General features: G+C 52.1%; 18 protein-coding genes. 6 read left to right on the top strand and 12 right to left on the bottom strand.

The genetic code is table 11. The annotated features are described in order from the left end of the window. Window positions 1–88: 88 nt before the first annotated feature. From LOS15_RS04135 to LOS15_RS04120, 4 genes are read left to right on the top strand one after another with little or no spacing between them, the layout of a single operon-like run. A complete protein-coding gene (locus tag LOS15_RS04135; RefSeq protein ID WP_263068314.1) occupies window positions 89–1,594 on the top strand; it encodes a penicillin-binding protein activator in 1,506 nt (501 codons plus the stop codon). Continuing rightward, window positions 1,584–1,955, top strand: coding sequence for a YraN family protein (locus LOS15_RS04130; protein WP_263068312.1), 372 nt, complete (start codon window positions 1,584–1,586; stop codon window positions 1,953–1,955). Before LOS15_RS04135 ends, LOS15_RS04130 begins: the two co-directional genes overlap by 11 nt. 22 nt (window positions 1,956–1,977) lie before the next feature. Continuing rightward, complete coding sequence (locus LOS15_RS04125) at window positions 1,978–2,571, top strand: phosphoheptose isomerase (protein ID WP_263068310.1); 594 nt, start codon at window positions 1,978–1,980, stop codon at window positions 2,569–2,571. 42 nt (window positions 2,572–2,613) lie between these two features. After that, window positions 2,614–3,186: a BON domain-containing protein gene (locus tag LOS15_RS04120; protein WP_263068309.1), complete on the top strand. Its 573-nt coding sequence runs from the start codon at window positions 2,614–2,616 to the stop codon at window positions 3,184–3,186. A 102-nt stretch (window positions 3,187–3,288) separates the two neighbouring features. Here the strand turns inward: LOS15_RS04120 and LOS15_RS04115 are convergent, their stop codons facing one another. From LOS15_RS04115 to zapE, 8 genes are all read right to left on the bottom strand, one after another. Next, window positions 3,289–3,792, bottom strand: coding sequence for a ClpXP protease specificity-enhancing factor (locus tag LOS15_RS04115; RefSeq protein WP_263068308.1), 504 nt, complete (start codon window positions 3,790–3,792; stop codon window positions 3,289–3,291). 59 nt (window positions 3,793–3,851) lie between these two features. Beyond that, the gene (gene sspA, locus LOS15_RS04110; RefSeq protein ID WP_263068307.1) at window positions 3,852–4,478 is read right to left on the bottom strand and encodes a stringent starvation protein SspA; all 627 of its coding nucleotides are present in this window, start codon (window positions 4,476–4,478) and stop codon (window positions 3,852–3,854) included. A 151-nt stretch (window positions 4,479–4,629) separates the two neighbouring features. After that, complete coding sequence (locus LOS15_RS04105) at window positions 4,630–5,397, bottom strand: cytochrome c1 (RefSeq protein WP_263068305.1); 768 nt, start codon at window positions 5,395–5,397, stop codon at window positions 4,630–4,632. Next, window positions 5,397–6,656 (bottom strand): cytochrome b, encoded by a 1,260-nt coding sequence (locus tag LOS15_RS04100; RefSeq protein ID WP_263068303.1) that lies wholly within the window; start codon window positions 6,654–6,656, stop codon window positions 5,397–5,399. Before LOS15_RS04100 ends, LOS15_RS04105 begins: the two co-directional genes overlap by 1 nt. After that, window positions 6,656–7,255: a ubiquinol-cytochrome c reductase iron-sulfur subunit gene (gene petA, locus LOS15_RS04095; protein ID WP_263068302.1), complete on the bottom strand. Its 600-nt coding sequence runs from the start codon at window positions 7,253–7,255 to the stop codon at window positions 6,656–6,658. The genes LOS15_RS04100 and petA overlap by 1 nt, the downstream gene beginning before the upstream one ends. Before the next feature lie 209 nt (window positions 7,256–7,464). Next, a complete protein-coding gene (rpsI, locus tag LOS15_RS04090) occupies window positions 7,465–7,854 on the bottom strand; it encodes a 30S ribosomal protein S9 (protein ID WP_263068301.1) in 390 nt (129 codons plus the stop codon). 13 nt (window positions 7,855–7,867) lie between these two features. Beyond that, complete coding sequence (rplM, locus tag LOS15_RS04085) at window positions 7,868–8,296, bottom strand: 50S ribosomal protein L13 (RefSeq protein WP_106373125.1); 429 nt, start codon at window positions 8,294–8,296, stop codon at window positions 7,868–7,870. A 175-nt stretch (window positions 8,297–8,471) separates the two neighbouring features. Further along, entirely contained in the window at window positions 8,472–9,653 is a 1,182-nt protein-coding gene (gene zapE, locus LOS15_RS04080) for a cell division protein ZapE (protein ID WP_263068297.1), read from the bottom strand. A 211-nt stretch (window positions 9,654–9,864) separates the two neighbouring features. Here zapE and LOS15_RS04075 point away from each other — a divergent pair, with 211 nt between their 5' ends. After that, window positions 9,865–10,320: a YhcB family protein gene (locus LOS15_RS04075; RefSeq protein WP_263068295.1), complete on the top strand. Its 456-nt coding sequence runs from the start codon at window positions 9,865–9,867 to the stop codon at window positions 10,318–10,320. A gap of 108 nt (window positions 10,321–10,428) precedes the next feature. On the opposite strand, the gene LOS15_RS04070 is transcribed toward LOS15_RS04075, so the two are convergent. Then, entirely contained in the window at window positions 10,429–11,190 is a 762-nt protein-coding gene (locus LOS15_RS04070) for a Nif3-like dinuclear metal center hexameric protein (protein ID WP_317629631.1), read from the bottom strand. A gap of 138 nt (window positions 11,191–11,328) precedes the next feature. Here LOS15_RS04070 and LOS15_RS04065 point away from each other — a divergent pair, with 138 nt between their 5' ends. Next, entirely contained in the window at window positions 11,329–12,573 is a 1,245-nt protein-coding gene (locus tag LOS15_RS04065; protein WP_263068293.1) for a Do family serine endopeptidase, read from the top strand. A 29-nt stretch (window positions 12,574–12,602) separates the two neighbouring features. On the opposite strand, the gene hisD is transcribed toward LOS15_RS04065, so the two are convergent. From hisD to murA, 3 genes are read right to left on the bottom strand one after another with little or no spacing between them, the layout of a single operon-like run. Next, window positions 12,603–13,919: a histidinol dehydrogenase gene (gene hisD / locus LOS15_RS04060; RefSeq protein ID WP_263068292.1), complete on the bottom strand. Its 1,317-nt coding sequence runs from the start codon at window positions 13,917–13,919 to the stop codon at window positions 12,603–12,605. Window positions 13,920–13,932: 13 nt separating this feature from the next. Next, entirely contained in the window at window positions 13,933–14,586 is a 654-nt protein-coding gene (gene hisG / locus LOS15_RS04055) for an ATP phosphoribosyltransferase (protein WP_263068290.1), read from the bottom strand. 28 nt (window positions 14,587–14,614) lie between these two features. Further along, complete coding sequence (murA, locus tag LOS15_RS04050) at window positions 14,615–15,877, bottom strand: UDP-N-acetylglucosamine 1-carboxyvinyltransferase (protein WP_263068289.1); 1,263 nt, start codon at window positions 15,875–15,877, stop codon at window positions 14,615–14,617.

Here is a 15,877-nt window from a genome sequence, read left to right as displayed (position 1 = left end):
TTGCCCTGCCGGTGCGCTATGCTAATGCAAAAGCTTACCCCCTGCTCGCTGAGCGGCGACAGCGCAAATGGAAACTAAGGAAGGATACATGAAACAGTCATTACGTGGCTTACTCGCCACTGCCTTCATGGCACTTTTCATCACAGGGTGTGCCATGCAGCCGCCCAGCGTGGTCGATCGAGTACCTGACCAGGATGCTAACCGTCTACTTAGCCAAGCTGAACAGCAAGCCCCTGAACAAGCAGCACAAACACGCTTAGAAGCGGCAAGTCTTTTTGCCCGGCAGGGACAACGCGAAAACGCATTTGAAGCGGCGGATTCGATTGATGAAAGCCTACTTTCTGACACCAATCGCGTTCGCTGGGCACTGCTTTACTCTGAACTTGCCCGCGGCTTAAACAATCCTCGTGCAGTACTACGCGCCACCCAGGTGCTTGATGACGAGCTACCCATGCAGGCTAATCAGCAAGAAACGCTTGCTGAGCGTCAGCAATGGGCCAGAGAGGCACTAGACCAGCCAAGCGTTTCGGCTGTCACGCTTCCAGAACTGGAAGGCGCCAACATTCAGCGTATTCTTGTTGCTTTGCCGGAGTCCGGCCCTTTAAGCAGCGTCGCCTCTACCATTGCCACAGCCATGCGTAACCATAATGAAATTCGTGGCAACAGCGTGCAGCTTAGCTTTTTAGATACTTCCCAATACTCACTCGACGAGATTTACAACCGCGCTGCGCAGATGAATGCACAGCTGGTGATTGGCCCGCTCGATAAAGACCAAGTCACTCAATTGGAGCAGCGCGACAGCGTGCCGATGCCCACGCTAGCGCTTAACTACGGCAACAGCGACAGCAACCGCGCCAACCGCCTGCTCCAATACGGCTTATCTGCTGAAGATGAAGCTCGACAGGCAGCTCGCCGCGCCTATTTAGATGGTCACCGTCAAATGTCCGTGATGGTGCCTGACAACGACTGGGGTCGACGTGTTGGAGAAGCCTTTTGGAATGAGTATCATCGCCAAGGAGGCGAAGTAACCAATGCCGTGCGCTACAACCCCGGAAGCTCGGTGTCTAACGCCGTACAAACCGCGCTTAATGTAAGCGGCGAGCGCGCACGTCTTGGCAACATAGACGCACTGTTTTTATTAGCGCTACCTGATTACGCACGACAAGTACCTCCCACCATGGATTACTACTACGCGCCAAATCTACCTATTTATGCAACATCACACCTGCATGAAGGTCGCCAGCAAACGCGCCTGGATCAAGATCTTAACGATGTCATGTTTATGGATATACCTTGGCAAATTCCTGACGCAGCCGTCGGCGGCGAAGAAGTTTTACCCTTCTACAGTACGTATCAGCGCCTTCGCGATGAAACAGATGCCTCTTCATTTCGCCTTATGGCGATGGGGGTTGATGCCCTAGAACTTGCCACGCGCCTGTCGGATCTTTCAACACTTGAAGGACTGAGCGGCAGTACCGGCACTCTGCGCCTTGCCGATGACGGCCGAATTTACCGTGAACTCCCTTGGGCAAAATTCCAAAACGGCACACCTTCACCGATCTTGATCCCTGGTCTTTTGGGAAATGACGAATAACGCCCGCACAGCTCGATTCCGCGGTGCAGCCATTGAGCAACTTGCTGCTCAATGGCTGCAGCAGCAAGGATTAAGCCTGGTCGCCAGCAATCATCACGTTAAAGGCGGCGAGCTGGATCTGGTGATGATGGATGAAGACATTTTGGTCTTTATCGAGGTTAAACACCGCACCACAACGCGCTTCGGCCATCCTTTAGAAGCGGTTAACGCCCGAAAACGACAGCGATTGATCCGTGCCGCCAGTTTATATATAGCCCGATACGCTGTTTCCAGCCCTTGCCGCTTTGATATTCTAGCCATTACTGGCATACCACCCTCTCTTGAGTTTCACTGGGAAAAAGCAGCCTTTGACGCTTATTGACCCTTTTAACAAGGAAGCCCCAATGGACTTTCAATCACGCATACTTGACCACTTCAATGCCAGCATTGATACCAAGACTTACGCCAGCGAAGTACTACCACCGTTTATTGAGGTCGCCAGCCAAATGATGGTGCAGTGCTTAGTCAGCGAAGGAAAAATCCTGGCATGTGGCAATGGTGGAAGCGCAGGCGATAGCCAGCACTTCTCCTCTGAATTACTTAACCGCTTCGAGCGAGAGCGCCCTAGCCTACCCGCCTTAGCCTTAACAACAGACACGTCTACGCTGACATCTATTGCAAACGATTACAGTTACAACGAGGTATTTTCAAAACAAATTAGAGCACTTGGTCAACCGGGCGATGTACTGCTAGCTATATCGACCAGCGGCAACTCGGCCAATATCGTTCAAGCCATTCAAGCGGCTCACGACCGGGACATGACTGTTGTCGCACTCACTGGGCGTGATGGCGGTAATATGGCATCGCTTTTAGGGCAGGATGATTGTGAAATCCGCGTTCCCGCCACCTCCACCGCCCGCATTCAAGAAGTACATCTACTCGTCATCCACTGTTTGTGTGATTTAATTGATGAACAGCTATTTGGTGGCGCCGCCTAAATAGCCATACGCCTACTTATCCCTTGTATAGGAACCACCACCATGGCCCTAAGTTTCTCCTCTCGAAAACTTATCATGGCTGCTCTATGCAGCGCCGTTGTACTCAGCGGTTGCGCCAATAATACGGCAGCAAACCCTGCCAACTACGGCCAGCGCAGCAATGATGTCCAAGCGGTCGACGCAACCGTTGAGCGTGAAGCTGAACGCGCTCTTACCCGCGCCGACGCCCGGCTTGGGGACGCACGTATTCGCGCGCACAGTTATGATGGTACTTTGCTGCTCGTTGGCCAAGTACCGAGCGAAGAGCTTCGCTCCAAGGCAGGCGACGTTGTTAGCTCGCTGAGAGGTGTTAACAAGGTACATAACGAACTCAGCATTGCGGCAAACTTACCCGCTAGCCAACGCCTGAGTGATACTTGGCTAACAACAAATGTCATTAGCCATCTCGCCACTAACGACCGCATCGACTCTTCTAAATTAAAAGTGACTACTGAGAACGCCAGCGTTTACTTAATGGGCATGGTGACACGCGAAGAAGCGGACCGCATTGTAAATGCCGCCTCTTCGGTAGCTGGCATTCAGCGGATCGTCAAAGTGTTCGACTATATTGAATAATTCAGGCTAGCCTTAGCGCCAAAAAGCCCCACATGAAGAAGATCACGTGGGGCTTTTAGTTGGCGATAAACGCTCTTAGTAGACTCTACCTAAGAGAAGGTATTATTTCACCACGCGCAGTGTAGGCTTTTTCTTGGCATCATCTTTCTTCGAGGCGGGCTTACTCCCCGTTTTCTCAGAAGACGTTTCAGTTACGGTGAGTTCGGGCTTAGAGGCTTTAACAGGCTCATCCCCGCCCTCATCACCAAGCTCTGCATCATCAAGATCGATATCATCGAACTCTGCTGAACCTAACTCAGGCTCGTGGCCAAACACCATACCTGCCCCATTTTCACGGGCATAAATCGCGATTAATGCAGGAGTAGGAATCATCACCTGCATCGGCTGTCCGCCAAATCGCGCACTAAAACCAATGGCCTGGTTTTCCATAAACAAATCACGCACCGCTGTAGGCGCTGCATTGAGCACTATTTGCCCATTTTGCACGAACTGTCTGGGCACCTCGACGCCTGGCTGCGTTGCATCAACAACAAAGTAAGGCGTCAATTCATTATCTAGCAGCCACTCATAAAGGGCTCGGGCGAGATAGGGACGGCTCGATTTCATAAGACTCCCTCCTCCAGCAAATACCCCCGCGACTGTCTAAGCTAAGGGGTAATATGAATTCAAGCGCGCATCTCTTTTTCACGCTCATTTAAAGAGGCTTTAAACGCTTCACGCTCAAACACCCGTGACATATAGCTCAAGAGCGGCTTCACCTGCTTTTCAGGTAGCTCGATATTCAGTTCTGGCAAACGCCACAAAATAGGCGCAAGACAGCAATCTACCAACGTAAACTCCTCGCTCATGAAGAAGGGCATATCTTCAAAAATGGGCGATATACCAATCAGGCTTTCGCGCAGCTCTTTACGTGCTTTATCGGCCTCTTTTTTACCGCCACTGCGAATCTGCTCCAGCATTGGGCACCACTCGCGCTCAATACGGTGCATCCAAAGGCGGCTTTGCGCACGCGCGACCGGATAGACAGGTAGCAGAGGAGGATGCGGGAAACGCTCATCCAAGTACTCCATCATCACCTTAGACTCATAAAGCACTAAGTCACGATCGAGCAGCGTGGGCACACTGTTATAAGGGTTGAGGTCTGCCAACTCTTCAGGTGGCTGCCCATCAACAACTTCAACGATATCGACAGCTACCCCCTTTTCAGCCAACACAATGCGTACACGATGACTGAAATGATCATCACTACCTGAGTAAAAGATCATTGACGACCGCTTGGCCACAACACCCATGAAAGCATCCTCACATCAAAACAATCTAGAATAATAACACGCTAGCCCTACCTTAGGGGAAGATAGCCTGCTGCGCATAACAACGGAACAGGCAAACAAAAGGCGCACGGCTTTCGCCGTGCGCCCTGCCTGCCTATCTCAACTTTACTAATCAGTGGACATCTCGCCAATATTCACGCTTGAGCAAGTAAGCAATCACACCAAAAATAAAGATAAAGATGAGTACTTTAGGCGCTAACGCCTGAGCCTGCAGCTTAGACGGCTCACCCACATAGGCAAGGAAGTTGGTCAAATCATATACCGCTTCCTCGAACTCATCAGGCTCCATAGAACCTGGTTGAGTTACCTGAAGTACGTCACAAGACTGGTACTTGCCTGACAAAGGATCCGGGGATTGACCCGCGACAGGCTGATCCGTTTCAGAGCAAACCATCTCCTGAACGCCTTGTAGCGGCTCCAGCACATTTGGCATCGCCGAAGCTTCAAGCACCATATTGTTAACACCCAGCGGCTGATCAGGATCGCGGTAGAACGTCAGCAAGTAGGAGTAAATATAGTCTGAACCCCGTAGACGATTAAACAGGGTAAGATCTGGCGGTGAAACACCAAACCAAGATTCAGCGTCCCCGCTCTCCATCGCATTATGCATCTGGTCGTTGAAGGCTAGGTCAGAGGCAAAAATAAGATTTTCCTCTACTAACTCCTGCGGAATCCCCAAATCATCAGCGGCACGCGCGAAACGCTGATGCTCCAAAGAGTGACAGCCCATGCAGTAGTTAACGTACAGCTGCATACCCCGTTGCAGCGACTCCTGATCACGTAAATCGGGGGTCATCGAGTGCGGCACATCAGCAGCAGGCGCCGCAAAGGCAGCCATAGGCACCAGCGCGAACAGTAGTGCAATCAGTTGTTTTTTCATTAGCCAGTCACCCTTTCTGGAACGGGTTTAGTCTTCTCCAGCTTGGTATAAAACGGCATGAGCAGGAAGAAGGCGAAGTAAATGGCTGTACATACCTGCGCTAAAAGAGTCCGCCCCTCTGTGGATGGCAATACGCCCAACACACCCAGAATGACAAAACTAATCGCAAACAGCAGCAACATTACCTTGGACATCCAACCTTTGTAACGCATTGAACGCACCGGACTACGATCCAGCCATGGCAAGACAAACAGAACCGCAATGGCAGCGCCCATAAAGACGACCCCGAGGAACTTAGCATCTAGCCCAAATATCGAGAAGGTAATGGCACGTAGAATTGCGTAGAAAGGCGTGAAGTACCACACCGGCGCAATATGGTCAGGCGTTTGTAGCGGGTTAGCTGGCTCAAAATTTGGTTTTTCAATGAAGTAACCGCCCCCTTCAGGGAAGTAGAAGATTACGACGCAAAAAACAAACAGGAAGATGGCAATACCCACTAGGTCTTTCACAGTGTAGTAAGGATGAAAGGCAATGCCATCGAGCGGCTTACCGGCCTCATCTTTCTTCTGCTTGATATCGATACCATCGGGGTTATTAGAACCCACTTCATGAAGCGCAATAATGTGCAGCACCACAAGCGCTAAAATGACGATAGGAAGGGCAACCACATGCAGCGCAAAGAAACGGTTGAGCGTAATACCTGAAATCAGGAAATCGCCACGCACCCATTGAGCAAGGTCAGGACCAATACCAGGAATGGCTGAGAACAGCGAAATGATAACCTGCGCGCCCCAATAGGACATCTGCCCCCATGGAAGCAGATAGCCCATAAAGGCTTCAGCCATCAGCAGTAGGTAAATGGTCATACCAAAGATCCACACCAGCTCACGGGGAGCCTTGTAGGAACCGTACATCAGACCACGGAACATGTGCAGATAGATCACCACAAAGAACGCAGAAGCGCCTGTGGTATGCATGTAGCGTATTAGCCACCCCCACTCTACATCACGCATGATGTACTCAACGGAGGCGAATGCACCTTCAGCTGACGGGTTATAGCTCATAGTAAGCCAAACGCCCGTCAAGATTTGGTTAATTAGCATTAACAATGCTAAAACACCAAAAATATAGAAGAAGTTAAAGTTCTTAGGTGCGTAGTATTTCGTCAGATGATCTTGCATCATCTGCGTGGCCGGGAAGCGATCATCTACCCAGCGCATGATGCCGCTTTCAGCCTTGGCCTTATCAGGGTTACCCATTATGCAGCCTCCTCGTCTTCGCCCACTACGATGATATCATCGCTTTCGAAACGGTAGGGCGGCACTTCAAGGTTAGTCGGCGCAGGGACGTTAGTGTACACGCGGCCAGCCAAATCAAAGCGGGAACCGTGGCATGGACAGAAAAAACCACCCGGCCAGTTGCTCACGCCCACCCCTTCAGCATTTGGCTCAGGCCGGTACAGTGGCGAGCACCCCAAATGCGTACAAATGCCGATCAACACCCCTATCTCTGGCCTAATAGAACGCAGACCGCCTTGAATATATGCTGGCTGCTGTGGCACTTCAGACTCAGGATCTGCAAGCGTGCTTGCGTCTAGCGCCTCAGTCCGCTCGATCATTTCGGGTGTACGATTAATAATCCACACCGGACGACCGCGCCACTCTACGGTCATGCGCTGACCAGGCTCAAGCTTCGATATATCCGCTTGGACTGGCGCGCCTGCCGCTCTTGCCTTGGCACTAGGCTGCCAAGAAGCCACAAAGGGGACCGCAACCCCGACAGCACCCACCGCCCCAACAACGGAGGTGGCGCCTACGAGGAAACGGCGCCGACCTTTGTTTACGCCGTTATCTGCCATTTCTGGTTTCTCCCATCAGCTTACCCGTTCCGTCGCAAAGGCGTCTTGCGACGACGAATATCAAATACGCTCTATGTTAAAAAAACAAAGCGCTCGACACAAGAACAACCACCCGTGACCATGGTGGTAGGAGCTTTATAATATTATGTTTTTTCAATAAAAAACGCCCAGGTCGACGACCTGGGCGTTTTTGCCGCATAGCGTGAAAATTAACGCTTAGAGAACTGCGGACGACGACGCGCTTTACGCAGGCCGACTTTCTTACGCTCAACTTGACGCGCATCACGGGTTACGTAGCCAGCAGCACGCAACGTGGGACGCAGGTCTTCGTTGTAATTCATCAATGCACGAGTGATACCGTGACGGATAGCACCTGCTTGTGAGGAGTTACCACCACCGGCCACCGTCACAACGATGTCGAATTGGTTAAGTGTCTCAGTCAACTCAAGCGGCTGGCGGACAACCATGCGACCTGTAACGCGACCGAAATAGAGATCGAGATCCTGGCTGTTGACAGTAATTTTGCCAGAGCCCGGCTTCATAAACACGCGAGCGGTGGAAGTCTTGCGGCGCCCGGTACCGTAATACTGCTGTGTCATGGCGAAGATTTCCTCAGATGTTCAGTTCAAGCGGCTGTTGGGCAGCATGCGGATGCTCGGCACCGGCGTACACTTTTAACTTGGAGTACATGGCGCGACCTAACGGGCCTTTCGGCAACATGCCTTTAACAGCAAACTCAATGATACGCTCAGGCGCATGATCAAGCATTTTGTCAAACGTCATGGAACGCAGACCGCCCGGATAACCAGTATGGCGGTAGTAGGTTTTAGCCTTCGCCTTGTTGCCGGTCACTTGGACTTTCTCGGCATTGATAACAACGATGTAGTCGCCGGTATCAACGTGAGGGGTAAATTCGGGCTTATGCTTGCCACGCAGGCGGCGAGCAATCTCGGTTGCCAGACGACCGAGCGTTTTGTCCGTAGCGTCGACAACATACCAGTCGCGCTGGACGGACTGCGGCTTAGCACTGAACGTCTTCATGGATGAAATCACCAGATTAAGTGTGTGGGGCGACAAACACCGCTACGCGGCGAAGCACCATCCCTATTTTTTTTGGTTGCCAACTAATGCTGACAACATGTAGCGAGGCGGCATTCTACATTAAGCATGCGCCCAAGTTAAGTGCTCTGCTACTTTTTTTAACACACGCCCTCGCCTATGGCTTATGGGCCAGCGCTAAGTACTCGCGAGACTGCATTTCCTGCAGACGAGATAAGGTACGCTGAAATTCAAACGTCAGCTTGCCACCACTGTAAAGCGACTCCACCGGCACTTCTGCGGACATCAACAGCTTCACACCACGATCGTAAAACTCGTCTACCATATTGATAAAGCGCCGCGCTTGATCATCTGACTTGCCATCCATACGGGGCACATTAGCGACAAGCACCGTGTGAAACTCACGAGCCAGTTCGATGTAATCGTTTTGACTGCGTGGCCCATCACACAGCTCAACAAACTCGAACCACACAACATCTTCATGCAGCCGACGCGTTTTAAGCACCCGATGATTCACCTCAAGCGGCGCTTCCTCTTCCCCTGGCTGGCCGGCAATCTCTCTAAAACTGCGCGCCAACTCTTTCTCAGCAGCATCATCCAAGGGCGCATGAAAAATTTCAGCCCGCTCAAGGGCACGCAAGCGATAATCAATTCCTGAATCCACGTTGACTACTTCACAATGCCGATTCACCAGATCAATAGCCGGCATAAACCGCGCCCGCTGCAAACCATCTTTATAGAGGTCATCCGGGACAATATTCGAGGTTGCCACTAACACCACGCCGCGCTCGAAGAGCGCTTCCAATAAATTAGCTAGAATCATGGCATCGGTAATGTCTTTGACAAAAAACTCGTCAAAGCAAATTACACGCGCTTCAGCTGCAAACTTACCGGCAATCAACGTTAGCGGATTTTTTTCGCCGCGATAATGGGTCAATTCATTATGCACACGCTGCATGAAACGATGAAAATGCGTTCGCATTTTTTCGGGGAACGGCAACGCTTCGTAAAACGTATCGACTAAATAGGTTTTTCCACGCCCCACTCCCCCCCAGAAATAGAGGCCACGCACCGCTGGTAATAGCGGCTCACTGGGCGATTTCTTCTTGCCCATCAACCCAGCCACTTTAGCTTTGAGGCCTCTATTTACCACCATCGCTTTAGGCGCTTTGGCAGGTGCCGCCACCAGCTCATCGTAAAGCCGCTGAAGGTGCTTAACAGCTGCCTCCTGTGCCGGATCGTACTGGAAGTCATCGCGGGTTAAGTCAGCGCGATAACGCTCCATCGGCGTTTGTCGCCGAGCTTGACCCGATATCTGCTGTCCAGATGATGATGGCATCTGTTTCGCCTCCTTCAGCGTTTAGCGTTAACCCATACACCCTCGCTCGGGCATATTCTAATGACAAAAAAGGCTAATTATACGCTGCTCGCCTGCTAAGCGCATGAGCCGATTGACCTAACCGCCACGCAGACGCCTATAATGGGCTTTGTTTCGTTGGTGCACCCGCCGCACACCAAGGTGGTGCAACTCAACTTTCAGGGAGAACATCGTGGAAGCAAGCTCGCCATTTACCTTTGCAATTATTGGCATCGTCGTTGGTTTTCTGATCGGCATGATTGTTTATCGTCTGTTCAGCAAAGGCGAACGCCAACGTGCTGCGCTCCGGCAAACGCTACTAGAGCGCGAACACCACATCGCAGAACTTAAGAAGGCCATGGGTGGACTGAGTTTGGATGTTCGTCAGCGCCTGGCAAACATTCGTGCCGAAACCGATTTGCTGGAGCAACAGCTTGAAGAAGACGCAACACGGTGGAAGCTAGACAAAGCACCCAACGACCTACTGGCAGCTGGCGTATCAACACCAAACACTGCAGATATTGATGAAACACTGGCTATGCCCAGAGACTACGCGGACGGCAAGAGCGGCACCCTGTCTGAAGACTTTGGCTTAAAAGAGAGCGTTAGCGAGCAGGCGACCTCAGCCCCACAGCCTCCGCGCTATTAGTCACACCCTTTACGAACAAGTGTTTTAACGTTTAACGGCAGTAACAGCTTGTTGTTACTGCCATTTTTATGCATGACCCATTGAACACCTAACGGCTCACGCAGTGGATTACGCTGGGTTATCAATATCCACAAAGCGATGCTCCACTCCATACTCACTGGCCAGCCATTCGCCAAGCGCCTGCACTCCGTAACGCTCAGTCGCATGATGACCCGCCGCAATATAGTGAATACCCATCTCCCGGGCGAGGTGAGTGGTACGCTCGGATATCTCGCCTGATACAAAAGCTTGCGCCCCTCCCTCAAAGGCTGCGGAAATCATATCTTGGGCACCGCCTGTACACCACGCAATCTTATCTACTTCGCCTACTTTAGGCGCTTCGATGACTAACGGGTCACGGCCTAGCACACCTGCTATTTGCTGCGCCAACCCCTGAAGCGATTGAGGCTCTGACACACGCCCTATCCACAGCAGGCCTTCACCTAGCCTACCATCCAAGCATCCCTCTACTTTCCAACCCAAATGCCTAGCCAACTCTGCGTTATTCCCCAGCTCCGCATGAGCATCAAGCGGCAAGTGGTAAGCCAATAAATTAATGTCGTTATCTAACAGCGTTTTTATGCGCTTCTGCTTCATTCCTGTAATAGCCACTGGCTCGTTTTTCCAGAAGTAACCATGGTGCACCAGCACTAAATCAGCCTGCCAAACCACCGCTTCATCTAAAAGCGATTGGCAAGCCGTTACCCCAGACATAACACGCTTAATGGTTTCTCGACCCTGAACCTGAAGCCCATTAACGGTATAATCTTTAAACTGTACAGACTGTAATTGATGATCACATGCCGCCACTAACTGGTCACGATGAATCACACTGACTCCTTGACTGATTTATTAGCTGCCCTAAGGAACTAAGCAATTAAGTGTTACCATGTGCCTATTGTAAAACTCGCTTCGCCCTTACGCGAACCTCGCGACTATTAAGACTGCCACCCGCTGAGGAATTTACGCATGCACCGTTTTGTGCTGCCCTATTTATGGCCAATCATGACCGGGTTGCTACTGGCCGCTCTGGCACTATTAGCTTTTCCTGAAAAACTTCCCAATCCCTTTCAGCAGGCACCAACCACATCTGTGGAGACGCCGCCTTCACTGGTCTCTACCAGCAGCGAGCAACCCACCCATCGACCGCCACCGGAAATACGTCAGGCCGAGCCATTGGCTCGCAACCAGGGTCCCGCAAGTTACTCAAATGCTGTTAATCAAGCAGCCCCTGCGGTCGTTAACATCTATTCATCTCGCATTGTTGAGCGCGACCAACACCCACTCATGTCAGACCCCTTTTTTCAGCAATTTTTCAGCGGAGATGACGCAACGACTCATCAACGTATGCTTTCCAGCCTGGGATCTGGCGTCATTGTCAGCCAGGATGGCTACGTACTGACGAACCATCACGTCATTAATGGTGCCGACCAAATTCAAGTGGCCCTCCGTGATGGTCGTGAAACCCTGGCTGAGGTTGTCGGTACCGACCCAGAAAGCGATCTGGCGGTTCTGCGCATTAACCTCGACAACCTACCCGTTATTGAGCTAACCAACTCTGAGAATGTTGCCGTCGGCGATGTAGCGCTAGCCATCGGCAATCCGTTTGGCGTCGGACAAACCGTCACCATGGGCATTATTAGCGCCACGGGACGAAGCCATCTCGGACTAAATGCCTACGAAGACTTTATTCAAACCGATGCCGCCATTAATCCCGGCAACTCTGGCGGCGCTCTAGTGAACCCCGATGGCGCGTTAGTCGGCATTAATACGGCGATCTTCTCTCGCTCGGGAGGGTCTCAGGGGATAGGCTTTGCGATTCCAGCCAATCTAGCGCATAGCATTCTTAACGAGCTAGTAACACAGGGGCGCGTTATTCGCGGCTGGTTAGGAATTGAAGCTCAGGCACTTTCTCGTGAACTTGCGGCATCGTTTGGTTTACGGACGCCTCAAGGCGTCATCGTAGCCGGGGTCGTCAACAGAGGGCCCGCAGCAAAAGCAGGCTTACAACCTGGCGACGTACTACTCTCAATTGATGGTCAAGCAATCTTGGATGCACGCGCCACAATGAGCGATATTGCCTCAATTCCACCTGGCACTTCACTGCCACTAACTATCGTTCGTAGCGGTGAAGTCATGGAGATGACGCTGGAAGTAGGCGAACGGCCGGTACCTGATAATGCCACGTTAAGCGAGCGCCAGAGCGGCTCCTGAGCTGGCCCTGGCGCTACATGCGTGCGCTACTAGTCTAGAATACGATACTCCGCTGACCGCGCATGAGCGGTCAGGGACTCTCCCCGTGCCAACACCGACGCTACCTTACCTAGCTCCGATGCTCCCTGGGCAGAACAGTGGATAATTGAAGAGCGCTTTTGAAAATCGTACACACCCAATGGCGATGAAAAGCGTGCAGTGCCCGACGTAGGCAACACGTGATTAGGGCCAGCACAATAGTCACCCAATGCCTCTGCAGTATAGCGACCCATGAAAATCGCGCCCGCATGGCGAATCTCATCTAGCCAAGTTTCCGGCGATGCTACCGATAGTTCAAGGTGCTCTGGCGCGATACGGTTAATCATCTCGACGGCTTCAGCTTGATCTTGGCAGAGTACTAGCGCTCCACGACGGCTTAGCGACGCGCGAACGATATCTTCTCTCTCAAGCGTAGGCAGCAGACGTTCAATAGCGGCTTCCACCGCATACAGGTGCTCAGCGTCCCAGCTCACCAAGATAGACTGCGCGTCCTCGTCGTGCTCCGCCTGGGAAAACAAATCCATCGCCAGCCACTCAGGATCGGTCTTGCCATCAGAAACCACCATAATTTCCGAAGGACCAGCAATCATATCAATACCGACCTGCCCAAAGACCGCACGCTTAGCCGTTGCGACGTAAATATTGCCAGGGCCGACAATTTTATCTACGCGCGGAACGCTTTGCGTGCCATAAGCAAGCGCAGCCACCGCCTGAGCACCACCAATGGTGAAGACGTGATCGACACCTGCGAGGTGGGCGGCGGCCAATACCAGGTTGTTTAACACGCCATCTGGCGTTGGCACGACCATGACAATCTCGCGCACCCCCGCCACATGGGCAGGAATCGCATTCATCAAGACCGAGGAGGGATAAGCCGCTTTACCGCCAGGTACATAAATGCCTGCACGGTCTAGGGGCGTTACTTTTTGACCCAGCACCGTGCCATCAGCTTCTTCATATTGCCAAGAGCTAGGCTTTTGCCGCTCGTGATAACACTTGATTCGTTCAGCAGCGACGGCTAGTGCATCTCGCTGCTGGTCAGGTAACCCATCAAACGCCGCCTTTAGCTGCTTGGCAGAGACACGAAGCTGATCGATATGCTGCACATTCATCCGATCAAAACGATTTGTGGTCTCAATAACCGCCGCGTCACCGCGTTGTTTCACATCGGCTAATATCTCCTCAACCCGCGCTTGCACTGCTTTATCAGACACGCCCTCCCAGTCCAACAGTGCGTCAAGACGTTGGTGAAACGCCGGATCGACCGTTGAGAGGCGGGCTATGGTGGCTTTGGACTTATCGCTCATGAGGAACCTCGCGTCATTCAATCAACTGGGACTGGCGTTGCTTAACCGCACTGTCCAAACGAGCCAACAAGGGCTTAATTCGGTCATGCTTCATGGTCATGGACGCTTTGTTAACCACTAGCCGCGTGCTGATATGGGCAATCAATTCACGAGGCTCCATACCGTTAGCACGCAGCGTATTTCCCGTATCAACAATATCAACGATTTCATCCGCTAAGTTCATCAGCGGTGCCAACTCCATCGCGCCATACAGCTTGATGACTTCTGCCTGTATACCCTGCTCCGCGTAATAGCGGCGCGCCACGTTGACAAATTTGGTGGCTACTCGGCGGCGGGCACGGGCAGGGAATTCTCCCGTCACGCCGGCGGTCATTAACTTACATCGCGCAATATCAAGATCTAGCGGCTCATAAAGCCCTTCCGCGCCGTGCTCTAGCAGCACATCCTTGCCTGCAACGCCTAAATCAGCCGCACCGAGTTGAACGTAGGTAGGAACGTCGGTTGCACGAATGACGACGAGCTTTACATCAGGCAAGTTGGTATCGAACAGCAGCTTGCGACTTTTACCTAAATCTTCTGCAGGAGTAATACCCGCATCCGCTAAAAGCGGCAGCGTCTCGTCCAGAATACGCCCTTTTGAAAGGGCTAAAATTAGTTGCTTACTCATTGTATAGGCCAATGGTTAATAGCATGGCTTAGCCGGGGATACGGCGAATTTTCGCACCCAGCAGCTGCAATTTTTCTTCAATACACTCGTAACCCCGGTCGATATGATAAATACGATCAACGAGGGTTTCGCCTTCCGCCATCATCGCCGCAATCACTAGCGATGCTGAGGCACGAAGATCCGTCGCCATGACCGGGGCACCTGAAAGCTTATCGACCCCTTTAATAAGGGCCGCATTACCTTCCAGCACAATATTAGCGCCCATACGATTCAGCTCTTGGACGTGCATAAAGCGGTTTTCGAAAATAGTCTCGACTACCCGCGAATCCCCTTCAGCGACTGCGTTCATAGCGACAAACTGTGCCTGCATATCGGTAGGGAACGCTGGATAAGGCGCGGTTCGAATATTAACCGGCTTGGGGCGCTTGCCGTGCATGTCCAAGGCAATCCAATCGTCGCCCGTGGTAATGTCAGCGCCCGCCTCTTCAAGCTTGGCGAGCACTGCTTCGAGGATATCCGCCCGGGTACGCTTCACTTTAACCCGGCCACCTGTCATGGCTGCTGCGACTAAAAAGGTGCCGGTCTCAATACGGTCGGGCATCACGTCATGCTCGCAGCCATGCAACGACTCAACCCCCTCAATCACAATCGTGTCGGTACCGTGCCCACGAATATTAGCACCCATCTTGATCAAACATTCAGCAAGATCAACCACTTCAGGTTCGCGTGCTGCGTTTTCAAGAACGGTCTTGCCTTCGGCAAGGGTCGCCGCCATCAGCAGGTTTTCAGTACCGGTTACGGTCACGGTGTCGAAATAGATGGTGGCACCTTTCAGACGGCCATCTACGCTGGCACGAATGTAGCCGCTTTCGACGCGGATCTCCGCACCCATCGCCTCCAAGCCACGAATATGCAAGTCAACTGGGCGTGAACCGATAGCGCAGCCGCCGGGTAAAGAGACATCCGCCTTACCGAAATGCGCAAGCAGCGGCCCCAACACCAAAATAGACGCCCGCATTTTCTTCACAAGCTCATAAGGCGCATGGCATTGGGTCACCTGAGAGCCATCTAGCTGAATGCTGAGCTTCTCGCCCATCACCGGTTCAACCCCCATTCGCCCGAGCAGCTCGAGGGTGGTGGTAATATCTTGAAGGTGTGGCAAGTTACCAATAATGACGGGGCCATCAGCCAGTAAGCTAGCGCACAAGATTGGTAATGCCGCATTTTTTGCGCCACTTGCCCACACTTCACCGTCAACCGAACCGTTTCCGGTAATAATTAATTTATCCAT

The sequence above is a fragment of the Halomonas sp. 7T genome (assembly GCF_025643255.1).
In the GTDB taxonomy this organism is placed as follows: domain Bacteria; phylum Pseudomonadota; class Gammaproteobacteria; order Pseudomonadales; family Halomonadaceae; genus Vreelandella.
Note: the sequence above shows the minus strand (reverse complement) of the source record. Positions and strands in the feature narration are given on the sequence as shown.

What these genes read in the sequence shown, in the direction of transcription:
- LOS15_RS04135 (WP_263068314.1), top strand. Translation starts at nt 89, where the DNA reads ATGAAACAGTCATTACGTGGCTTACTCGCCACTGCCTTCATGGCACTT.
- LOS15_RS04130 (WP_263068312.1), top strand. Translation starts at nt 1,584, where the DNA reads ATGACGAATAACGCCCGCACAGCTCGATTCCGCGGTGCAGCCATTGAG.
- LOS15_RS04125 (WP_263068310.1), top strand. Translation starts at nt 1,978, where the DNA reads ATGGACTTTCAATCACGCATACTTGACCACTTCAATGCCAGCATTGAT.
- LOS15_RS04120 (WP_263068309.1), top strand. Translation starts at nt 2,614, where the DNA reads ATGGCCCTAAGTTTCTCCTCTCGAAAACTTATCATGGCTGCTCTATGC.
- LOS15_RS04115 (WP_263068308.1), bottom strand. Translation starts at nt 3,792, where the DNA reads ATGAAATCGAGCCGTCCCTATCTCGCCCGAGCCCTTTATGAGTGGCTG.
- sspA (WP_263068307.1), bottom strand. Translation starts at nt 4,478, where the DNA reads ATGGGTGTTGTGGCCAAGCGGTCGTCAATGATCTTTTACTCAGGTAGT.
- LOS15_RS04105 (WP_263068305.1), bottom strand. Translation starts at nt 5,397, where the DNA reads ATGAAAAAACAACTGATTGCACTACTGTTCGCGCTGGTGCCTATGGCT.
- LOS15_RS04100 (WP_263068303.1), bottom strand. Translation starts at nt 6,656, where the DNA reads ATGGGTAACCCTGATAAGGCCAAGGCTGAAAGCGGCATCATGCGCTGG.
- petA (WP_263068302.1), bottom strand. Translation starts at nt 7,255, where the DNA reads ATGGCAGATAACGGCGTAAACAAAGGTCGGCGCCGTTTCCTCGTAGGC.
- rpsI (WP_263068301.1), bottom strand. Translation starts at nt 7,854, where the DNA reads ATGACACAGCAGTATTACGGTACCGGGCGCCGCAAGACTTCCACCGCT.
- rplM (WP_106373125.1), bottom strand. Translation starts at nt 8,296, where the DNA reads ATGAAGACGTTCAGTGCTAAGCCGCAGTCCGTCCAGCGCGACTGGTAT.
- zapE (WP_263068297.1), bottom strand. Translation starts at nt 9,653, where the DNA reads ATGCCATCATCATCTGGACAGCAGATATCGGGTCAAGCTCGGCGACAA.
- LOS15_RS04065 (WP_263068293.1), top strand. Translation starts at nt 11,329, where the DNA reads ATGCACCGTTTTGTGCTGCCCTATTTATGGCCAATCATGACCGGGTTG.
- hisD (WP_263068292.1), bottom strand. Translation starts at nt 13,919, where the DNA reads ATGAGCGATAAGTCCAAAGCCACCATAGCCCGCCTCTCAACGGTCGAT.
- hisG (WP_263068290.1), bottom strand. Translation starts at nt 14,586, where the DNA reads ATGAGTAAGCAACTAATTTTAGCCCTTTCAAAAGGGCGTATTCTGGAC.
- murA (WP_263068289.1), bottom strand. Translation starts at nt 15,877, where the DNA reads ATGGATAAATTAATTATTACCGGAAACGGTTCGGTTGACGGTGAAGTG.